15 protein-coding genes and 1 tRNA gene are annotated in these 20,285 nt (G+C 58.6%); 8 read left to right on the forward strand and 8 right to left on the reverse strand.

The genetic code is table 11. From position 1 onward, the window contains the following. Positions 1-37 precede the first annotated feature (37 nt). Positions 38-110: transfer RNA gene (locus MW046_RS02750), tRNA-Thr, on the forward strand. A gap of 44 nt (positions 111-154) precedes the next feature. Here the strand turns inward: MW046_RS02750 and MW046_RS02755 are convergent. Next, positions 155-526, reverse strand: a complete 372-nt coding sequence (locus tag MW046_RS02755; protein WP_247994041.1) for a hypothetical protein — start codon at positions 524-526, stop codon at positions 155-157. A 145-nt stretch (positions 527-671) separates the two neighbouring features. On the opposite strand from MW046_RS02755, the gene MW046_RS02760 reads away from it, so the two are divergent. Then, a complete protein-coding gene (locus MW046_RS02760; protein ID WP_247994042.1) occupies positions 672-1,235 on the forward strand; it encodes a peroxidase-related enzyme in 564 nt (187 codons plus the stop codon). 258 nt (positions 1,236-1,493) lie between these two features. Here the strand turns inward: MW046_RS02760 and MW046_RS02765 are convergent, their stop codons facing one another. Further along, complete coding sequence (locus MW046_RS02765) at positions 1,494-2,282, reverse strand: hypothetical protein (RefSeq protein ID WP_247994043.1); 789 nt, start codon at positions 2,280-2,282, stop codon at positions 1,494-1,496. Between the two features lie 583 nt (positions 2,283-2,865). Here MW046_RS02765 and MW046_RS02770 point away from each other — a divergent pair. The 6 genes from MW046_RS02770 to MW046_RS02795 all read left to right on the forward strand — a co-directional run bounded on the left by MW046_RS02770 (position 2,866) and on the right by MW046_RS02795 (position 11,726). Next, on the forward strand, positions 2,866-4,686 hold the full coding sequence (locus MW046_RS02770; protein WP_247994044.1) for an acetyl-CoA carboxylase biotin carboxylase subunit: 1,821 nt from the start codon (positions 2,866-2,868) through the stop codon (positions 4,684-4,686). Positions 4,687-4,801: 115 nt separating this feature from the next. Continuing rightward, entirely contained in the window at positions 4,802-5,737 is a 936-nt protein-coding gene (locus tag MW046_RS02775) for a hypothetical protein (RefSeq protein WP_247994045.1), read from the forward strand. Positions 5,738-5,973: 236 nt separating this feature from the next. After that, positions 5,974-7,485: an LVIVD repeat-containing protein gene (locus tag MW046_RS02780; RefSeq protein ID WP_247994046.1), complete on the forward strand. Its 1,512-nt coding sequence runs from the start codon at positions 5,974-5,976 to the stop codon at positions 7,483-7,485. A gap of 84 nt (positions 7,486-7,569) precedes the next feature. Beyond that, positions 7,570-10,782 carry an isoleucine--tRNA ligase gene (ileS, locus tag MW046_RS02785; protein WP_247994047.1) on the forward strand — a complete coding sequence of 1,071 codons (3,213 nt, stop codon included), beginning with the start codon at positions 7,570-7,572 and terminating at the stop codon, positions 10,780-10,782. A gap of 144 nt (positions 10,783-10,926) precedes the next feature. Beyond that, a complete protein-coding gene (locus MW046_RS02790; RefSeq protein WP_247994048.1) occupies positions 10,927-11,409 on the forward strand; it encodes a cupin domain-containing protein in 483 nt (160 codons plus the stop codon). Positions 11,410-11,510: 101 nt separating this feature from the next. Next, the gene (locus tag MW046_RS02795; RefSeq protein WP_247994049.1) at positions 11,511-11,726 is read left to right on the forward strand and encodes a DUF8119 family protein; all 216 of its coding nucleotides are present in this window, start codon (positions 11,511-11,513) and stop codon (positions 11,724-11,726) included. A gap of 131 nt (positions 11,727-11,857) precedes the next feature. On the opposite strand, the gene MW046_RS02800 is transcribed toward MW046_RS02795, so the two are convergent. From MW046_RS02800 to MW046_RS02825, 6 genes are all read right to left on the reverse strand, one after another. Continuing rightward, positions 11,858-12,322, reverse strand: coding sequence for a universal stress protein (locus MW046_RS02800; protein ID WP_247994799.1), 465 nt, complete (start codon positions 12,320-12,322; stop codon positions 11,858-11,860). A gap of 2 nt (positions 12,323-12,324) precedes the next feature. Then, entirely contained in the window at positions 12,325-13,998 is a 1,674-nt protein-coding gene (locus tag MW046_RS02805) for a solute symporter family protein (protein ID WP_247994050.1), read from the reverse strand. Beyond that, entirely contained in the window at positions 13,995-14,414 is a 420-nt protein-coding gene (locus MW046_RS02810) for a DUF4212 domain-containing protein (RefSeq protein WP_247994051.1), read from the reverse strand. Before MW046_RS02810 ends, MW046_RS02805 begins: the two co-directional genes overlap by 4 nt. 58 nt (positions 14,415-14,472) lie before the next feature. After that, a complete protein-coding gene (acs, locus tag MW046_RS02815) occupies positions 14,473-16,452 on the reverse strand; it encodes an acetate--CoA ligase (RefSeq protein WP_247994052.1) in 1,980 nt (659 codons plus the stop codon). Between the two features lie 188 nt (positions 16,453-16,640). Then, on the reverse strand, positions 16,641-18,278 hold the full coding sequence (locus MW046_RS02820; RefSeq protein ID WP_247994053.1) for a bacterio-opsin activator domain-containing protein: 1,638 nt from the start codon (positions 18,276-18,278) through the stop codon (positions 16,641-16,643). A 109-nt stretch (positions 18,279-18,387) separates the two neighbouring features. Further along, complete coding sequence (locus tag MW046_RS02825) at positions 18,388-20,280, reverse strand: acetate--CoA ligase (RefSeq protein WP_368411414.1); 1,893 nt, start codon at positions 20,278-20,280, stop codon at positions 18,388-18,390. Positions 20,281-20,285 lie beyond the last annotated feature (5 nt).

Here is a 20,285-nt window from a genome sequence, read left to right on the forward strand (position 1 = left end):
TTGAGTCGAGTTGTATGTGAAGCGAATCGCGGGTTGCGCCAGTGTAGCTCAGCTGGCAGAGCGAATCCTTCGTAAGGATTAGGCCAAGGGTTCAAATCCCTTCACTGGCTTATTACTTCGTTATTCTTGAAATAATCTTCAGCCAGAGAGGAATTCACTCGGAATCAACCTGCACGTTTTCGAGCGTCACCGAGACGTCCTCAACGACGATCGAGACTGAACCGACCTCATAATCCTGCCCGTTGAGCGAGACAGTGAATCCGTCAGTCGTCATGGAGGCATTATGGACGGTGTAGGTGCGTTCCTGGATGTCGACAGTGGGAAGCCCCGACCCGCTAACGTGAATATCACCCACCGTTACTTGTTCGTTGGATATCTCGATGTCCACCTGTCCGATCTGCTTGGCCTCCGTGTCTGCGCTCGCAGCCGCTGATCCGGCTCCGGCAACGACACTCGTCGCTCCGAGCGTCACGAGAACAAGCGCCATTACTACAACGGCCTGTCTGAAGCTCGGTCGGTACCGCATATCTATCGGTTGGTGATGCAGCGATAAGTCTCTTCTGTCGACTCAAAGCGGCGTCAAGAGACCTTCACAAACCCGATTTCGAGACGGTTCTGGATGGAAGTCGAACCCACACGATGAATAAGTACCTGCGGAGTCATGCACTCGTATGTCCAAACCAATGCGAAACTTTCCGGTACCCGATCACGAGGAACTACCCGAGGATCTCCGCGAGCGGATCGAAGACGAGACCGAACAGACAGGGTTTACGCCGAACGTGTTCAGCGCCTTCGGCTACAAGCCGAGCCATTTCCGGGCTTTTTTCGCATATCACGATGCGCTAGTAGAGGAGACCACGCTCGAACGCGAAGAGATCGAGATGATCGTCGTCACCGTCAGCGGCGTAAACGACTGTCTGTACTGCGTCGTCGCCCACGGCGCGCTGGTCCGAATCTACGCCGAGGCACCGCAGCTGGCCGACCAACTCGCTACCAACCACCGAAGTGCGGATCTCAGCCCAAACCACCAAGAAATGCTCGATTTTGCTGTGAAGCTCACCGAATCACCGGAGACGGTCACCCGGGGCGACCTCGCCCAACTCCGTAACGTCGGCTTCTCCGAGGAGGAGATCTGGGACATCGCCAGCGTCGTCGCTTTCTACAACCTCTCGAACCGGATGGCAACCGTGGCCGATCTGCGCCCTAACAAGGAGTTCTACGAACTCGGTCGATAAACCAGCTCGCTGGCTCAACTGCCACGAACGCTACTCAAGTACGCACACCGTCGTGGGCCGCACTTTCATCACGTTTGGTGTGATCACCACCGAGCGCAAACGTGAGAACGACGACGAGTTTCGTCATAATCCACTGTATTAGTATTATGAATAAAGGAGGTTTATTCGTGGCTGTCGCTAGTGAACGAGGTTGTTGTTTTGTTGTTGTTGCGTTGGCCTAGATAGTTACCCTATTAGGGGAGTGCTCATCACGATCAGTCACCCTCCACGGACGGTGGCCATCACACCGTTCGTGTGCACGTCATCGATTTCCTCACCGTCCAGCTGTTCGGCTCGATCCAACTGCTCGATCAGTTCGGGTTCGAACACGAGCTTCTTGCGTTTTTTCCCCTGTTTCAGCCGCACATCGTCCCCGCCCATCTCTTCGATGAACTCCATCACCCGGCTCACCGTCTGGTGGTGGGCCTTGCTGTACGTCTCACGGAGTTTGTCCCGAATCGCCCGCGAGTCGATCACCTTCCGTCCCTTCATCGCTGTTTTGGATTTGACGCTTTTGATCTCGCTGACGATCGCTCGACTTCGAAGTTGATTCTTTGAGAGCGCTTCGGTGGCGATCGCGTCGGGCAGTCTGACGATCTGTTCCAAGGAGCTGCGCCCGCCGTTGACCCGTTTGAGCTCTCCCGTGATCTCTTTCATTTTCGTGTTGAGCTTGTCGATCACGTTGAGGTTGACCGACGACTGTTCGTCGGCATCGGTGACCGTGCTCCGAATGTCGGCCTTGTCGCGCTCGTTTTCCGTCCGGTAGCTGGCGAGCTCTTCTTCGAGCGCGTCGATCCGCTCGTCTTGCTCTTCGATCGTCGTCGCCTGTTCGTCGATCGTCTCCTGTTGCTCAGCGAGCGTATCCTGTTGTTCACTCACCGTCTCTTCGAGCTCCGTTACCCGGTCGCGGGTCTCGTGAATCGCACTGATGAGTTTATCGACAACAGCATCAGATTCAGTAAATTTAACTGTGCTCCGACCGTCCGTACCATTGGGTTGATTGAACATAGATTTGTCCAAACCCATTCTTCGAACGTGTTGGTATCACGTTCGAGGGAACCGGTTTCCGGTTCGTGCCGATCGAATGAGTCTACCTAACACGTGATAGTCTCACTATTTAATAGTAACGACATAGATGAACGCGATATGACTGTCTACCAATACCTCCAGAGACATCCCACAGACCACGAAATAACGGGTTTGTAGTCGCCCATGTCGATCGAGTCATTGGGTAATGATTATATATTACCACTTCTAGACAAGAATTCGTCCAAACCATCATGACTACCATAGCTATATTGATATTTTCCGAATCTGTATAACGTTGCTGATGGTATGCTCGACACTCACATATTCTGTCACCTAATACGAATAACATCGTGGTCGAATTCGGCTGACCCAGCGCCGAGCGTGGTACCACGGCACTCTCGTGAACTACCGATAGCTGTTTCGTTTCGGTGGATAAGGTGGGAAGAACGGCAAACAGCAGTCAAAACCCATTCGGAACAGTCCCATAGGGAAACCAATCAGCGCACATCACATGGGAGCCATCACCTGTGGATTTATAGGGAAACTCCTGATAGGGATAGCCATGTTCGAGAAGGTATTGATTGCGAATCGGGGAGAGATCGCCGTCCGTGTGATGCGCGCGTGTGAGGAGCTTGACATCGCCACGGTTGCAATCTACAGCGAGGCCGACAAAGACGCCGGTCACGTCCGATACGCTGATGAGGCGTACAACGTCGGTCCGGCCCGTGCAGCCGACTCGTATCTGGACCAGGAGGCGATCGTGGACGTTGCCATCCGTTCGGGAGCGGACGCCATCCATCCGGGGTACGGATTCCTCGCCGAAAACGCCGAATTCGCAGCGCTCGTAGAGGAAACGGACGACGTTACGTGGGTCGGCCCATCGAGTCAGTCGATGGAACAGCTCGGCGAGAAGACGAAAGCCCGAACGGTGATGGAGACCGCTGACGTCCCGATCGTGCCGGGGACGACCGAGCCGGTCACAGATCCCGAGGAGATCGTGGCGTTCGGCGAGAAACACGGCTACCCACTTGCAATCAAAGCCGAGGGCGGCGGAGGCGGTCGTGGTCTGAAAGTGGTTCGGAACGCTGACGAAGTCGAAGATCAACTCGAAAGCGCACAGCGGGAGGGTGAGGCGTATTTCGACAACGATTCGGTGTACGTCGAGCGCTATCTCGAACAGCCGCGTCACATCGAGGTACAGATCATCGCCGACCAGCACGGCAACGTCCGCCACCTCGGAGAGCGGGACTGTTCGCTCCAACGCCGTCACCAGAAGGTCATCGAGGAAGCACCTTCCCCGGCGCTCAACGACGATCTCCGCGAGGAGATCGGTGAAGCCGCACGACGAGGCGTCCGCGAATCCGATTACACCAACGCCGGCACTGTGGAGTTTCTCGTCGAGGACGGGGAGTTTTACTTCCTCGAAGTCAACACCCGGATTCAGGTCGAACACACCGTTACCGAGGAGATCACTGGCATCGACATCGTGAAGTGGCAACTCCGGGTCGCCGACGGCGACGAACTGGAGTTCGACCAGTCGGAAGTCGAATTCGACGGCCACGGCATGGAGTTTCGTATCAACGCCGAGAACGCCGCCGAGGAGTTCGCTCCGGAAACCGGTACCCTCACCACGTACGACCCGCCGGGTGGCATCGGTGTCCGTCTCGACGACGCGCTCAAGGAAGGCGACACCATCAGCGGGGAGTACGACTCGTTGGTCGCAAAACTCATCATCCACGGGAGCACCCGTGAGGAGTGCATCGCGCGCGCACGTCGGGCACTCGCAGAGTACGACATCGACGGACTCACCACGGTGATCCCGTTCCACCGGCTGATGCTCACCGACGAAGCGTTCACTACTGGAACGCACACCACGAAGTATCTCGATAGTGAACTCGATCCCAGCGCCATCGAGGAGGCCCAAACCCGGTGGGGATCCGATTCGATCGACCCATCCACGGACGGTCAAGAGGAATCGGTCGTCGAACGTCAGTTCACCGTGGAGGTCAACGGCAAGCGCTTTGAGGTGAATCTCGAGGAACGCGGTGCACCACCGCTTCCGACGAACGGACAGGGCAACGAACGGGGATCCCGTCCGAACAACCCCGAAACCAACAGCGCAGGCGGAAGCAGCGGGGGAAGCAATGACGGTCCGGTCACCACAGCAGAAGGTGAACGCATTACTGCAGAGATGCAAGGGACGATCCTCTCGGTGGACGTCTCGGAAGGCGACGAGATCGATGCAGGAGACGTACTCTGTGTGCTTGAAGCGATGAAAATGGAAAACGACATCGTCGCCAGTCACGGCGGAACCGTCACGGAAGTCGCCGTAGAGCAAGGACAAAGCGTCGACATGGGCGATGCGCTCGTCGTCATCGACTGATAGGATAGTCCGACTACACCGTCTGTGATCGCGTCGGAACGGCTGCAGCGAACCGACCGAGATGGAATCGAATCAACGGGTTTTACCAATCACACCTTGGATATATACCAGATAGATGGGTGCGACAACCGACTCCAATGCCACGAGTACTCGATCTCAAACGGGATCGAAGCTACCGGAATTCGTTTTCGATCAGCCGTTCCGAACTGTCGTTGCTGCAACGGTCGTGCTAGCTGCCGGAACCGGAATCGTTGCGTTCGCGTACATCACCGTTTTGACCGAGCTCAGAGTTGCACCGCGGGAGGACGCCCTTCTCATCATGGGAATCCTCGCTGTGCTGTTGTTGGCCAGTACAAACTTCTTGGGCTATCTCCGTCAGAGCGAAGCGATAAACCGAGGGGTCGCATCGGTTCGTGAACATCGCACACGAGGTTCCGAGGGGTTCACAGACCTCCACGAGCAAACCGAGAAACTCCAACAAGCGATGGGACTGCTCACGGAACAACAGGCAACCCACCGCGCGTTGTATGCCCCATCGCTCGAAATCGATTGGCTCCGATCGACCAACGGGGACGAATCGGCAGATGGAGCCCAGTTCACCGTTACGAACCTGTCGTTTGGTGCTGCGCTAAACGTTACCGTCCGTTCGGAGATCGAACTGGTCGATCCGCCCGAAAAGTACAGCGTCAGCGGGAGTCACGCGATCTGTCCGGCGACCCGGACCGACAATCGACACCAGTCGGTTCGGATTCCGCCGTACGCCGACGGTCTGGATATCGGAATGGTCGTTCTAGTCGATGTTTCTGAGGATCTTCCCGAGCAGGCTCGGAAACACACCGTAACGTGTCGATTCACGGATGCAATGCGCGTCTTCTACGAGGACGGTGTCCAAGCGGTCGACCTCTCCTTCGAGATCACGTACGAAGACGTGTTCGGCGAAGAGTACACCGAACGGATCCAGCTCCCGAGAGCAGACCTCACCGAGGAGATGACGCTCGACGACGTGCTTTCCTCAACGCCACGAACGAGAGGATGGTCGGACGACGTATAAGCCGAAAGCGTATCACTCTGAGTCGATCGAAACGAAATCACCGATGCCATTTTATTCAGATGGAGAAAAACAAACGTACGGCAGAATGTAATCGTCCCTAGTTGTCGCCGTTTTCCAACGGTACGCTCCCTCAAATATCATAGTTTTGTCTAGTTTCACAATCTAATTGCATTTATTTTCAATTACAATATATTGATAAACAGACATAAGATAGTAAAGTGAGTAGGGAGTTGCGGATGATCGATCGTTCACGACGCGATTTCCTGAGGTACACTGGGATCGTAACCACCGCAATCGGTTCGGCGAGGCCAGGAACGGCACGGAGGACTCCGGAAACCAACGCGAGAGCATCTCACACCGTCCCGGGACGGCTTGAGCTACTTGGACACGCTTTTCTTGACAATCCACCGGGAATCTACAGTAACGGCGTGCTCAGAGACGACGGACGATACGGGCTGTTGGGTGGATACTACGGGGAGGGTGGAAGCTTTCTCGTCGATCTCGAAGATCTCTCGAATCCCACACAGGCCCACCGTCTCAGATCACCGATGACGAACCGACAGAATGACGTGGCGTTCGACGCCCGCGATGGGTTGTACTACCGTACTCAGGAGCCGAACACTGAAGACGGCGAACGAGGGTTTCAGGTCGTCGATTACGGGTATGCGACGGGTACCGTTTCGGAGCCGACGATCGTCGCAGACGTGGATACGCCACGAACGGGGGTCCACCACATCGAGTCCCATCCCGAAGCGCCGTTGGTGTACGCCGTCGACAAAAAGGGGAACGAGCCGGGCGTGCTCACTTACGACACGAGCGATCCGACCGACCCGGTGTTGATCGATGTGACTGGTCCGTACGGCTACGCCCACGACATCACTGTCGAAGCCGATCGGGACCTTCTACATGTGGCGTACATCGATGGGCGGTTCGTCGGATACGTCGTGTTCGATATCGCGGATCCCACCTCACCGACCGAACGTGGCCGGGTTGATTACGCCGACCGGCCCGATTACGAGGCGATCGATCTCGCCGGATTCGAAGCGTGTCATTCAGCACGGTTCGATCCTGAACGGAAACTTGCGGTCCTCAGCGACGAACGAGGGACGGGAATCCCAGGCGGCAAGCACGTATTCGACATCGGATGGGGCGACGGCTCCCCGGAGGATCCGGTCCACCTCGGGTTCACCCACTCACCCAACGCCACCGAGCAAGGCGATGACGAGCAGTTCTTCTGGACGACCCACTTCCACGACGTGGCATCGTGTGGTGATACCACCCTCCTCGTAGACGGCGGCTATCACGAAGGTGTCTGGATCGCAGACATCACCGATCCGAGGGATCCGACGCCCTCCCAGCAGTTCCAGACCCGCAAAGACGAACACCGCGCAAAACAGTTAGGAAGCGGCCCAATCATCGATTCCCTCGATTCGATACATCCCCCGTTCGTGTGGTCTGCCGAATACAACGAGACACGGGGCTTCGTGTTTGCGAGCGATTCCATTACTGGCGCGTACGTCTTCGACATCTCCGCGGACTCCTTCGAGTTCCGGACGATCGAGGAAGAACTCGCTCGATCGTTCGAACCGACCGGCGAGATCGGTGCTCGGGAACTCGATCTCGCCAGACACTACAACGAAGAACACGCGACCGTTCCGAACACCGGAGGGAAGGTGTTGACCGACGAGGTTCTCGCAGAGATCGAACGGCGTGTCGATGCGGCATCACAGAGCGCGACCACCATGTAACGGCTCGGTTCTCGATCGAAACGACGCGACAGCCGAAGCTGCCAGACCGATCTTCCTTTAATGATTGCAGTGGATAGCTTCCCTATGAGCCGGTTCGAGGAGATAGACGACCGTTACGATCCCCACGCGGTCGAGCGTGAGACCGCCGAATACTGGGATGCGGTCGACGCCTACGAGCAGACGAAAGCACACAGGGATGGGGAACAGCCGTACTTCTTCGTGGATGGACCGCCGTACACGTCAGGGTCGGCCCACATGGGAACCACGTGGAATAAAACACTGAAAGACTGTTATATTCGGTACCTCCGGATGTCGGGCTACGACGTGACGGACCGACCGGGCTACGACATGCACGGGCTGCCGATCGAGACCCGCGTCGAAGAGCGTCTCGGCTTCGAGAACAAGAAAGACATCGAGGCGTTCGGAGAACAGCGGTTCATCGAGGAGTGTAAATCGTTCGCCGATGAGCAGTTAGATGGTCTTCAGGAGGACTTCCAGTCGTTCGGTGTGTGGATGGACTGGGAGAACCCCTACAAGACGGTCTCGTCGGAGTATATGGAGTCCACATGGTGGGGGTTCAAGCAGGCCCACGAACGGGAATTAGTCGAACAGGGACAACGATCGATCAGCCAGTGTCCCCGGTGTGAGACCGCCATCGCCAACAACGAAGTGGAATACGAGGTCGTAGACGATCCATCCATTTACGTGAAGTTTCCGCTGACGGAGCGGGAGGGATCGCTCGTAATCTGGACGACTACCCCGTGGACGATTCCGGCGAACACGTTCGTCGCCATCGATGGCGATGCAACCTACCAGGCTGTTCGGGCCGAAACTGACGGAGGGACGGAGACGCTGTATCTCGAAGCGTCCTGTGTCGAGGCGGTTCTCGACCGGGGTGGATACGATGGGTACGAAGTCATCGAGTCGTTCGACGGCGAGGAGCTGGTGGGGTGGACGTACGAACATCCCCTTGACGAGGAAGTTCCTGACCATCCCGAGGGGGAGGACGCGCTTCAGGTGTACACCGGCGACTACGTCGAGATCGATCGCACCGGTCTCGTTCACAGCGCCCCCGGGCACGGTGAGGAAGACTTCGAACGAGGACAGGAACTCGGGCTGCCGGTCGTCTGTCCGGTCGGTCCAGACGGTGTGTTCACCGAACGCGCTGGGGCGTACGCCGGGCAGTTCGTCAAAGACGCCGACACGGAGATCATGGCGGATCTCGACCGTAAGGGGTTGTTGCTCGCTGAAGGCACCGTCTCTCACGATTACGGCCACTGCTGGCGGTGTGATACGGGCATCATCCAGATCGTCACCGATCAGTGGTTCATCACCGTCTCGGAGATCAAAGACGAGCTGTTAGAGAACATCGAAGACAGCGAATGGTATCCACAGTCAGCCCGCGACAACCGATTCAAAGACTTCGTGCAGGCGTCACCGGACTGGAACGTCTCCCGACAGCGGTACTGGGGCGTTCCGATCCCGATCTGGACGCCCGAGGAGTGGTCGGGGAAGATGGACGAGGTGATCGTCGTTGGCACGCGCGAGGAACTGGCCGATCGGGTGGACCAAGCGATCGATCCTGAAACAGTCGATCTTCACAAAGACACCGTTGACGAGCTGACCATCACTGAGGACGGACGCACGTACACCCGCATCAGCGACGTGTTCGACGTGTGGATAGATTCAGCAGTCGCCACGTGGGGCACACTCGACTATCCCCACAACGAGGCGGCGTTCGAGGAGCTGTGGCCGGCGGATCTCATCATCGAAGCTCACGACCAGACGCGGGGCTGGTTCTGGTCCCAGTTGGGGATGGGCACCGCCGCACTCGGCGAGGTGCCCTACGAGCAGGTGCTGATGCACGGCTGGGCGCTGATGCCCGACGGCCGGGCGATGTCCAAATCCAAGGACATCCTCATCGATCCACACGAGGTGATCGATGAGTACGGCACTGATCCCATGCGGGCGTTCTTGCTGTCGTTCACCGCCAGAGCCGAAGACATGAAGTTCTCGTGGGATGAGGTGGCCGAGATGAAACGCCGACTCAACATCCTCTGGAACGTGTTCCGGTTCTCGTTGCAGTACATGCGCCCCGACGGCTTCGATCCCGAACAGGTCTCGGTCGCGGACGCACAAACGGAGGTCGTCGACGAATGGGTACTGTCGCGGCTACAGACCGTCGAAGCGGAGATGGCGGAGCATTTCGAGGCGTTCGAGCAAGACAAGGCGTTCAACCGACTGATCGAGTTCGTCGTCGAGGACGTTTCTCGGTTTTACGTACAAGAGATTCGTGATCGGGTGTGGCCCGAAGCGGACTCTCCCTCGAAGACGGCGGCGTACGCCACTCTGTACACCGTTCTCGAAGAGACGGTCGCACTTCTCGCCCCGTTTGCGCCCTTCGTCGCAGACACGTTATACCAGCATCTCACGGGCGACACCGAGTACGACACCGTCCACATGTGCGACTGGCCCGAACCAGCAGACCAGTGGCGCGATCGAACCCTCGAAGCCGATATCGAGATCGTCCGAGCGGTCGAGGAAGCCGGATCGAACGCCAGACAGAAAGCAGAGCGGAGCCTGCGCTGGCCGGTCGAGCGGATCGTCGTTGCCGCCGAGACCGAAACGACTGTCACAGCCGTCGACCGCCGGCGTGATCTCATCAAAAACAGACTCAACGCTCAGGAGATCCAACTCGTCGAACCGGGCGAACAGTGGGGAGAGCTTCGATACGCCGCTGAGGCGGATATGAGTGTTCTCGGACCCACGTTTGGCGACGACGCAGGGCAGATCATGAACGCGCTCAACGATGCAAGCGTCACAGAACCGACCGTCGAGGCGCTCGAAACGGCCGTGTCAGAAACCTACGAGCCGGTTTCGCTGACCGAAGAGATGGTCGAAATCGTCACCAAAACACCCGCCGATGTGACCGGAACGGCGTTCGATACCAACGGCGAGCAAAGCGGTGTCGTCTACGTCGATACGTCGTTGACACCGGAGATCAGAAACGAGGGGTACGCGCGCGAAGTCACCCGACGGGTCAACGAGATGCGCAGCGATTTGGAACTCGACAACAGCCAGCGCATCCAACTCGATATCACGGTCGACGACGAGCGAATCGCCCAACACATCACCGAACGATCGGAACTCATCCGGGAGGAGGTTCGTGCGGAGACGATCGGAACCGTCGAAGACGGATACCGGAAAGAATGGGAGATCACGAACGTCGACAACGATACGCCGGTTGCGCTCACGCTTACCATCGAGCCGGTGGCACCACAGAAAGCTTCGACGTAGTTCGATCCAAACGAGTACGGCTCAGTCGTCACGCTCTCAAAGCAAACGATACCGAACGTCTCCCCGGCGGTCGGTTCGCATTCGGATCGTCTCCCTCCGAGCCTTGAGAACCCTTATACAGGTGACTGGTGTCGGTAACAGGAGATGGAGAAAATCAACGAGTCCGACATCGAGTGGACTGAGTACGATCCTGACCCTGATGACGTAGCGTTTCGGCGCAAACAGCTCTCAAGTCACACCGATGGCGGCGAACTCGGCTGTAGCCTCTATGAACTCCCATCAGGAATGCGCTCGTGGCCGTACCACTACCACACGGCGAACGAAGAGGCGCTGTACGTGCTGGCGGGTGAAGGTCTGCTCGTCGCGTCCGACGGCGAGAAGCCGCTCGCTGCGGGAGACTTCGTCGCGTTTCCGGCGGACGAACGCGGCGGTCATCGAATCATCAACGACAGCGACGAACCGCTCCGATACCTGCTGCTTTCGACGATGAACGAGCCTGATATCACGATCTACCCCGAGATGGAGAAATTCGGCGTCTACGTCGGCTCACCGCCCGGCAGGCGTGAGGAACGATCGTTCGAGGGCTACTACGACAGCAACGCCGAGACCGAGTACTGGAACGAGTGACGACAACGGCCGTTCTCAACTGTCGATAGGCTTTTTCAACTCCCTGAGAAAGACTCACGTATGACTACCAGTCGGAGCGACTCGAACCGGGTGAGTAGCCGATGACGAGCCTCCGTGAGTGGCTCCAGCAAGCCCGCGAGGAGCGGTGGGGGCTGCTCGTCGACCTCGTCTTCGCGATCGTGTGGGTGACGATGGTCGATCTCCTCTTTCGGGTCCTCGAAGGACCTGTTTGGGCCTACTACATGTTCATGCTTGCGGGTATCATCGCGTACTTCGGACTGTTCTGGAACCTCGAACTCGCGAAAAGCCAGCGGTGAGGACCAGTGGCTCGGTACCGATCGCTCCCGGTATGTAGGACGTTTCACGACCCTGTGTGTCTGTATCTCGTCATCGACCGAAGGTCGAGAACCGTCTCGTCGACGCCGAAAAGCTCGCTGCTCAACCAGCGCTAGTCTTCACCTTCATGAACGTCAACCACGAGGACGGGAACGGTCGTCGTCCGAAGAGTCCGCTCGGCGACGCTACCCAGCAGGACACGTTTGACACCGCCGCGGCCAGCCGATCCCATCACGATGAGATCGACGCCGTGATCCTCGGCGTACCCGTCGATTCGATCGTGGGGCTGCCCGGCAGCGACCGCTTCCGTTACCTCGAGCCCATACTGGACGGCTTGCTCGGCGACCGCACCGGTCGCCTGGTTAGCTCGGTCCTGAATCTCGGACATCTCGTCGTACTGACCCTGCCTAATTCGATCGACCTGCTCGGTGCCGAGGCTGATGTCCATCGCGCTGGTGTCGATGACATACAGCGCGTGGACGTCCGCATCGTACATTTCAGCGAGATTGAGCGCGTGATTGACAGCACCCTCTGCGACGGCGCTACCGTCGGTCGGAACGAGTATCGTGTCGTACACCGTCATCGACCCTCCGTAGTCCCGCCATCGGTAGCGACATCTTCGGCGGTTTCCATCTGACTCATCGGTTCTGGACTGTGACACTGGCGGACGAGACGCTTGATGTCCTCGGGCGGATTGTCAGTCACCATCGAGACGGCGATAATCACGGCGAAGACGATCGGGACACCGACGAGCGCTGAGGAAGTTCCGGGAAGCCAGGTCGCAAGTCCCGGAAGAAGGGCATCTTCGACACCAGTGTACATCGGAATCACGGTATCGTTTATGATCGCACCGAACGAGATGATGATTCCCGCAATCATCCCGGCGAGGGCACCTTCTCTCGTCGTGTTCTCCCACCAGAGCCCGAGGAAGAACACCGGGAAGAAGATGCAACCGGCGATCGCGAACGCCATCGCAACGAGTTCACCGATCAGTGCGGGAGGATTGAGGCCAACGACGGTCACGAGGATGCCGATCCCGATGATCGTTCCCCGGCCGACGATCATCTGCTCGCGCTGTGTCGCGTTGTCCTTATAGAGATTCGTGTAAATGTCGTGGGCGGCTGCCGACGAGGCGGTGACGAACAGTCCCGCTGTCGTCGCGAGTGCGGCCGAAACCGCGCCTGCAGCAACGAGGCCAACAAGCCATTCCGGAAGACCCGCAAGCTGAGCCGTCAGTAGAACGATCGCGTCGGACTCCGATCCGGCCATCCCCATGAAGCCCGTACCGTCGCTGACCTCACGGTTGTAGAGGAGGCCACCGAAGGCAGCGTAGGTTGCCGTCCCCCAGTAGAGGAGGCAAATAGAGAACAGTCCCCAGACGGTCGACCAGCGAGCGGTTCGTTCATTGTCGACCGTGTAGAAGCGCACGAGCACGTGCGGGAGACCACAGGTCCCGACGATCAGGCTGAAGGCCAGTGCGGTCCATGCGAAGTAGCCCGCGTTCGCGAACGGTTCGACGAACTGCGCCTCAATGCTGGCGGCCTCGGCGACTTGCGGACCCGCCTCCAGATACGGCACGGCGATCGACCACCCCTCGGCCCAACCGGTCGCATAAAGACCGATCGTAAACGCGAGGATGAGGATGATGTACTGAATCGCCATGTTCTTGGTCGTGCCAAGCATCCCGGAAAGGGCGACGTAGCCGATGGTGACTGCCATCAGCAGGATGACGCCAACCTCATAGGAGACGCCGAAGATGTACTGGCCCATCAGACCCATACCGCTGGCCTGACCGACCGCGTAGACGAACGCGATCGCGAGCGTGGTGAACGCCGCGATACCGCGCGCCCAGTCGGAGTAAAACCGGTCACCGACGAAGTCGGGGGCGGTGTACTTCCCGAAGCGGCGGAACTGCGCGGCCATGAAGATCAGCAAAATGAAATATCCCGTGGTCCAGCCGACGACGTACGCAAGTCCGAAGTAGCCAGCAGTCGCGATCAGGCCAGCGACACCGAGATACGACGCGGCACTCATCCAGTTAGCGCCGATCGCCATCCCGTTCTCGATCGAACCGATCGACCGACCTGCGACCCACAGTTCGTCGACTGCGGCGACACGGAAAAGGTACCCGACGCCGAGGAACAGCCCCAGCATGGAAATAACCGTCAGTGCCGGGAGCAGTTTGAACTCACCGACGTCTAACGCGGTTCCCTGCAAAATAACTGGGTCGATCGTCGCAATGGCCTCCATCATTCGCCCTCACCCCCGTCAGCGGCAACGCCATTGGCTTGTGCCTCCTCAGTGTCGTGAGAGATGCCGTACTTGCTGTCGAGTCGGTCCCGCTGCATCGCGTAGGCGACCGACAGTAACAGCGCCGCAAGCGGTGTGAAGACCGCCGTCAGAAAGAAGTGTAACGGGAATCCGCCGAAAACCGTGATTCCCGTCATCGTGTCGGGGGCGAGCAGCGTCGCCGTCGTCGGCCCAAAGACGACGATGACCCACGCGATGAACGAAATCCCGATCACCCGCAGGTGATCCCGCATGAACGGGGTCGCCGGTTTGAAGATGTTTATTTCCTTATCGAGGTACGTTTCCGTCACAACGCCGCCGTCCGTCTCAACGGCCGTACTCTCGGTCAACTCAGTGTCGTGATTGGTGTTATCTGTCATGGGTGCTGTGATGTGAATCGTTTTTCGTGGTTTTTGTAATCGAAATAATATTCGAGGGTTAGTTGTCGGTGACCTTCTGTTGGATATCGCTGACGACATTCGGGTTTCGCAGCGTGCTTGTGGTGCCCAGCTCGTCGTCGTTAGCGATATCTTCGAGCAGTCGACGCATGATCTTCCCTGACCGGGTTTTCGGGAGTTCGGGCGTGAACACGACCTCCTCAGGGCGGGCGATGGGACCAATCGCCTCCTCGACGCTCGCAACGATCGCGTCGTGGAGGTCATCGCTTTCCTCATACTCATCTTCGGTGATAACGTAGGCGTATACGGATTCACCTTTCAGCTCGTGGGAGCCACCGACGACGGCGGCTTCCGCGATGCCCTCGACGCCGACGATCGCGCTTTCGATTTCCATCGTTCCGAGCCGGTGGCCCGAGACGTTGATCACGTCGTCGACCCGTCCGAGAACGGTGATGTAACCATCGTCGTCGACTTTCGCGCCGTCCTCCGGGAAGTACACCCAGTCGTCGGGATCGTCCGAATCGGTGTCAGAGTACTCAGACCAGTACTCTTCGACGAATCGCTCGTCGTTTTGGTACAGCGTCCGGAGCATGCCGGGCCACGGCTTCTGGATGGTGAGATAGCCAGCCCGTCCATTGTCGACCGGATCACCCTCGCTGTCGAGGAGTTGTGCGTCGAGACCCGGCAATGGCGGTCCTGCTGAACCAGGTTTCATGTTTCCGACGCCGGGCAGCGTCGTCACCATCATCCCACCAGTTTCGGTCTGCCACCACGTATCGACGACCGGACAGTCTTCATCGCCGATGTGAGTGTAGTACCACTTCCACGCGCGGGGATTGATCGGCTCACCGACGGTACCCAACAGCCGGAGGCTCGAAAGATCGTGCTCGTCGGGATACTCCGTGCCCCATTTCATGAATGCCCGGATGGCGGTGGGAGCGGTGTACAGTTGAGTAACGTCGTACTCCTCGACGATCTCCCATATCCGATCTTTCTCAGGGTAGTCGGGGGTGCCCTCGTACATGACGGTCGTGGTGCCGAGCGCGAGCGGACCGTACACGATGTAGGAGTGGCCGGTAATCCAGCCGATGTCAGCCGAACACCAGTAGGTGTCTTCGGGTTTGATGTCGAGTACGGCTTGGGCGGTCCACGCGACCCACGCGAGATAGCCCCCTGTGGTGTGTTTGACGCCTTTTGGCTTGCCCGTGGTGCCGGAGGTGTACATCAAAAACAGCATGTCTTCGGCGTCCCGATCGACGGGAGCTACGGTGGCTCCCGCTTGTTCGGCGACCAGTTCGTCGTAATCGTGGTCGCGCTCTCTCATCGGGTGGTCGTACTCCTCACCGAGACGGTCCACGACGATCCCCGTTACGTCGTGGTCGACGCCGGACACGCCTTCGTCAGCTTTCTCCTTGTGTTCGAGCGCGTCACCACGCCGGTAGTAGCCGTCACACGTGATGAGATACTCCGAATCGGCGCTGTTCATCCGGGTCGTCAGTGCTTCGGCCGAAAAGCCCGCGAAGACGACCGAGTGGGGCGCACCGATGCGCGCACACGCCAGCATGGCGATCGGTAGCTCCGGCACCATCGGCATGTACAGCGTGACGACGTCGTCTTCCTCGACACCGAGCTCCCTGAGTGTGGCAGCCACTTCGTTGACCTCTCGGTGAAGTTCTGAGTAGGTGTAGCGCCGCGTCTCGCCCAGTTCACCGATCCACTCGATGGCGACCTCCTCACCCCGCTCGTCGAGATGCCGATCGAGACAGTTCTGGGAGGCGTTGAGTTCTCCCCCAGTGAACCATTCGTAAAACGGTGGATTCGAATCATCGAGGGTCGTCTCGTAGTCGCTCGACCAATCGATGAGTTCGGCCGCTGCGTTCCAACATTCGGGCCAGTTCTCCTCGAACCGCTCGTAGATCGACTCATCTGAGACGTTCGCCTGCTCGACGAACGACTCAGGAGGAGCGAACTCGTCTTGTTCGGCCAGTCGTGCCTCCAATTCTCCAGTATCATCCGCCATGGATGACTCCACGTCATTAACCATCGACCATAAACGACCCCGCTAATTATCACAACTCGGCTGTGTGGTGGACCAGATCGAAAACAACTATCACAGTGTGTCTCACGGGTTTATTCTCCCACAGGGACACGAACCGTCTGAAACCGGTTGGATAGCGCCTAGATAGTTAGGTTCGACACCGGGGCGAGTCACGCGTCTTCGATGATGGCACGAAGGAGCTTCTGCTGTGCGATTCGGAGGTGGTGGTGGAGCGTCGGGGAGGAAACGCCAAGCGAATCGGCCAGTTCCTCAGCCGTCGAATCACGGGGCCATTCGAAGTACCCGCCGAAGTACGCCGAGCGGAGCACCGCCGCCTGACGGTCGGTAAGCGTCTCCACCAACCCCGTATCGGTCGTGACCGTTCGTTCGCCCTGTCGTTTTGCTTTTAAATATACGCCGGGAAACGAGTCGGTGAGCCGTTCGACAACGCCGCGGACGTCAGTATCAGTCGAAACTTCCCCAACCAGTTGTCCACGCTTGGGATCGACGGTGTACGACCGAACGCGACCGCCGGTTGCCGTGAACGTTCGTATCGGTGAACGCCGAAGCGTCAGTTCGAGCAAACACTCAGTGTTGTTCTCTCCAACGAACCGACTGTTTACTACCGCATCGGTAGTATCCGTCCGGTCGAACACCGCGTCGGGGGTGGTGTCGCGAGCGACGACGTAACACAGTATCCCTTCCTCGACTGGAACGACTCCGTTCAGCTCGAACGTACACGAAAGCGCCACTGCGGTGGCCGGAAGGGGAGCATCTTTCGAATCGACGCCGAACGTCAGTTCGGTCACGGTATCGGCGAGCAGCCGTCGCTTTCGCTCGACTGCGGCCAGCGCGTGGCCGACCTGCGCACCCAATACTGTGAGAAGATCGCGTTCACCGGCACCGAATCCGTCCGGCTCCGTCCCGATACCGAGCAGCCCGCGAGGGGTTTCTCCACCGACGAGTGGAACCGCGATCAGGGTGGCTGTCGGCGTGTCCTTCACTCTGACCGCTTGCGCTTCGATCGCCGATGCCATGAGTTCCGGATGATCGGACACCAATCGATCGATCATCTCGCGCTCGGCGCCAGCATGGGCCTGTGTGACCAGTCCGTCACCAGTCGTCTCGGCGGCCCACGCGAAGCGATACCCCTCCGTTTCGGCCAGTCTGGCGCATACGGCGTCGTGGATCTCCGAAGGAGCAGTGGCCGCCGCGAGCGCATCACCAACGTCCGCCGCAACCGACAGGGTTCGGTGGAGCTGTGTGGGCTGTTCCATCGGCTGGTGTTCGTTGGCGAACGTCGCCGCGATCTGCTCACGATCCGGGCGTTCGACGTACGGTTCCAGCGCGGACAGCCGATCGTACGCGGTGACGGCGAGGACGACCTGTGGATCGATTCCCTCGCGAAGCAGCCCCATCGCGTGAGTAGCCCGCAGTTCTCGGGTCGACACCTCCCGAAAGCGATCATCGCCAGTCGCAGTCGAAGCCCTGTTTCCACACTCTTTGACGATCATCTGTATCCGTCGTTCAGAAACCGAAAACAGTGTTCTTTCAGCACCGTTCGATCGAGCGTACTTCTCGAAGGCGTGGGCAACCGCTGTTGGCAAAGCCGCTTCTCGATCTCCAATGTCGAGAAATCGCGTCCCATCGACAGTTACGATGTCGTCCCGTCGTACTTCCACCACCTCGCTAGGCCGAAGTCCGACCTCTCCACACAGCCGAACGATGAGATCGCTCCGGTGGGTGCGCGTCGCCCGACGAAGACGATCGTATCCACCCTCACAGAGAAACCGAACTATCTCGGCCATGTTTCGGATATAGCTAATAGAACGAAATAGTAATTCCGGAATAGGGGCAGTAACGACTGTAAAGAATAAAATCACTCCGAGAAGAAGATCGAATCCGTTTCGGAATTCGCTACGTTTCCGAATCGTCGTGGCGTTCGAGTTCGCCGACGATCTCCGGATTCCGAAGCGCGCTAGTGTCGCCGTACTCCCGACCGGTGGCGATCGCAACGAGCATTCGACGCATGATCTTTCCCGACCGGGTTTTCGGAAGATCGGGTGTAAACACGATCTGGTCGAACGTGAGTTCCGGCCCAAATGTGTCCTCGACGGCATCACGCACCGCATCACGGAGCGGATCGATATCCGTTCTGAGTGTCGGACTGACGTAAGCGTGAACGGCGGTCGTCAGCGGACGGTCGATACCGATGACGGCCGCTTCAGCGACGCCGTCGACTGAGACGATCGCTCGTTCGATCTCGGTGGTCCCGATCCGCTGGCCATCGACAGTGAGACCGTCGTCGACTCGGCCCAGTAGGGTGATGTAACCGTCCTCATCCATCACAGCTTCGTCGCCCGGTAGATACATCCACTCCTCGCCCGCAGCGCTACGCCCCCACTCCGATGCGTCCGCGAGTTCGCGGGCCATCCCAGGCCACGGTGTCCGGATTGCGAGCAGCCCTCGCTCACCCGGTGGAAGTTCCTGCCGATCACTGTCGACGACCGCAGCTTCGACGCCGGGTAACGATGGTCCCGCTGAACCGGGTTTCATCACGTCGATCCCCGGCAGCGTCGAGACCAGAATTCCACCAGTTTCGGTCTGCCACCACGTATCGACGACTGGACAGTCTTCATCGCCGACGTGAGTGTAATACCACTCCCACGTGGAGGGATCAATGGGTTTTCCTACGGTGCCCAACAGCCGGAGGCTCGAAAGATCGTGCTCGTCGGGAGACGCCTCATCACCCTTCATGAACGATCGGATGGCCGTCGGTGTCGTGTACAACACGTCGACAGCGTTGCGTTCGACGATCGACCAGATGCGGTCTGGATCGGGATGGTCGGGGGTGCCCTCGTACATGACGGTCGTGGTACCGAGCGCGAGCGGACCGTACACGACGTAGGAATGGCCGGTAATCCAGCCGATGTCTGCGGTGCACCAGTAGGTGTCTTCCGGAGTGATATCGAGTACGTCCTGTGCAGTCACTGCGACGTGAGCGAGATAACCGCCTGTAGTGTGGGTAACGCGTTTCGGTTCGCCGGTCGTACCTGACGTGTACAGCTGAAACAGAACGTCGTCCGTCCGACGGATGATAGGCTCGACAGTAGCTCCAGCGTACTCGGTAAGCAACGAATCGTAGCTGTGTTGGTTTTCACCGAGCGACGGCTCGCCGAGCCGTTCGACGACCACGGTGTCGTGGAGTTCGTGATCGAGAGCCATCCGAGCGTTGTCCGCTCGACGCTTCTGGTTGATCGCATCACCCCGACGGTAGTAACCATCACACGTGATGAGACACGCCGAATCCGCCCGATCCATCCGGGCAGCAAGCGCGTCTGCGGATAGCCCGGCAAACACGACGTTATGAGGCGCACCGAGGCGGGCACACGCCAGCATCGACGCGACCAGTTCGGGCAGTACTGGCATATAAAGAGTGACGACATCACCGGTTTCGACGCCGAGATCTCGGAGTGCCCCGGCGATCGCATTTACTTCCCGATAGAGATCTAGATACGTGTAGCTCCGCGTCTCTCCTAACTCACCTTCCCACCGGAGGGCGAGCCGGTTTTTCCGCGCGTCGAGATGACGATCGAGACACTCATAGCAGGCGTTGAGCCGACCGCCAGTGTACCAATCGAACGGGGGATCATCCCCTGCTCGAACCGACTCGTAGGATTCGTACCAATCGAGTACGTCGGTTGCCCTATCCCACGACGTATCGGCCGTTTGGGATCGGAAGTCCCGATTCACACGGTTTGCCTGCTCGCGGAACGACACCGGCGGCTCGACCGAATCGTCGGCCTCCATCGGTG

Source organism: Halocatena salina, assembly GCF_023115355.1.
Lineage (GTDB): Archaea > Halobacteriota > Halobacteria > Halobacteriales > Haloarculaceae > Halocatena > Halocatena salina.

Bases quoted from the DNA above. Each gene is read 5' to 3' on its own strand.
- MW046_RS02755 (WP_247994041.1), bottom strand. From the start codon at position 526: ATGCGGTACCGACCGAGCTTCAGACAGGCCGTTGTAGTAATGGCGCTT.
- MW046_RS02760 (WP_247994042.1), top strand. From the start codon at position 672: ATGTCCAAACCAATGCGAAACTTTCCGGTACCCGATCACGAGGAACTA.
- MW046_RS02765 (WP_247994043.1), bottom strand. From the start codon at position 2,282: ATGTTCAATCAACCCAATGGTACGGACGGTCGGAGCACAGTTAAATTT.
- MW046_RS02770 (WP_247994044.1), top strand. From the start codon at position 2,866: ATGTTCGAGAAGGTATTGATTGCGAATCGGGGAGAGATCGCCGTCCGT.
- MW046_RS02775 (WP_247994045.1), top strand. From the start codon at position 4,802: ATGGGTGCGACAACCGACTCCAATGCCACGAGTACTCGATCTCAAACG.
- MW046_RS02780 (WP_247994046.1), top strand. From the start codon at position 5,974: ATGATCGATCGTTCACGACGCGATTTCCTGAGGTACACTGGGATCGTA.
- ileS (WP_247994047.1), top strand. From the start codon at position 7,570: ATGAGCCGGTTCGAGGAGATAGACGACCGTTACGATCCCCACGCGGTC.
- MW046_RS02790 (WP_247994048.1), top strand. From the start codon at position 10,927: ATGGAGAAAATCAACGAGTCCGACATCGAGTGGACTGAGTACGATCCT.
- MW046_RS02795 (WP_247994049.1), top strand. From the start codon at position 11,511: ATGACGAGCCTCCGTGAGTGGCTCCAGCAAGCCCGCGAGGAGCGGTGG.
- MW046_RS02805 (WP_247994050.1), bottom strand. From the start codon at position 13,998: ATGATGGAGGCCATTGCGACGATCGACCCAGTTATTTTGCAGGGAACC.
- MW046_RS02810 (WP_247994051.1), bottom strand. From the start codon at position 14,414: ATGACAGATAACACCAATCACGACACTGAGTTGACCGAGAGTACGGCC.
- acs (WP_247994052.1), bottom strand. From the start codon at position 16,452: ATGGCGGATGATACTGGAGAATTGGAGGCACGACTGGCCGAACAAGAC.
- MW046_RS02820 (WP_247994053.1), bottom strand. From the start codon at position 18,278: ATGGCCGAGATAGTTCGGTTTCTCTGTGAGGGTGGATACGATCGTCTT.
- MW046_RS02825 (WP_368411414.1), bottom strand. From the start codon at position 20,280: ATGGAGGCCGACGATTCGGTCGAGCCGCCGGTGTCGTTCCGCGAGCAG.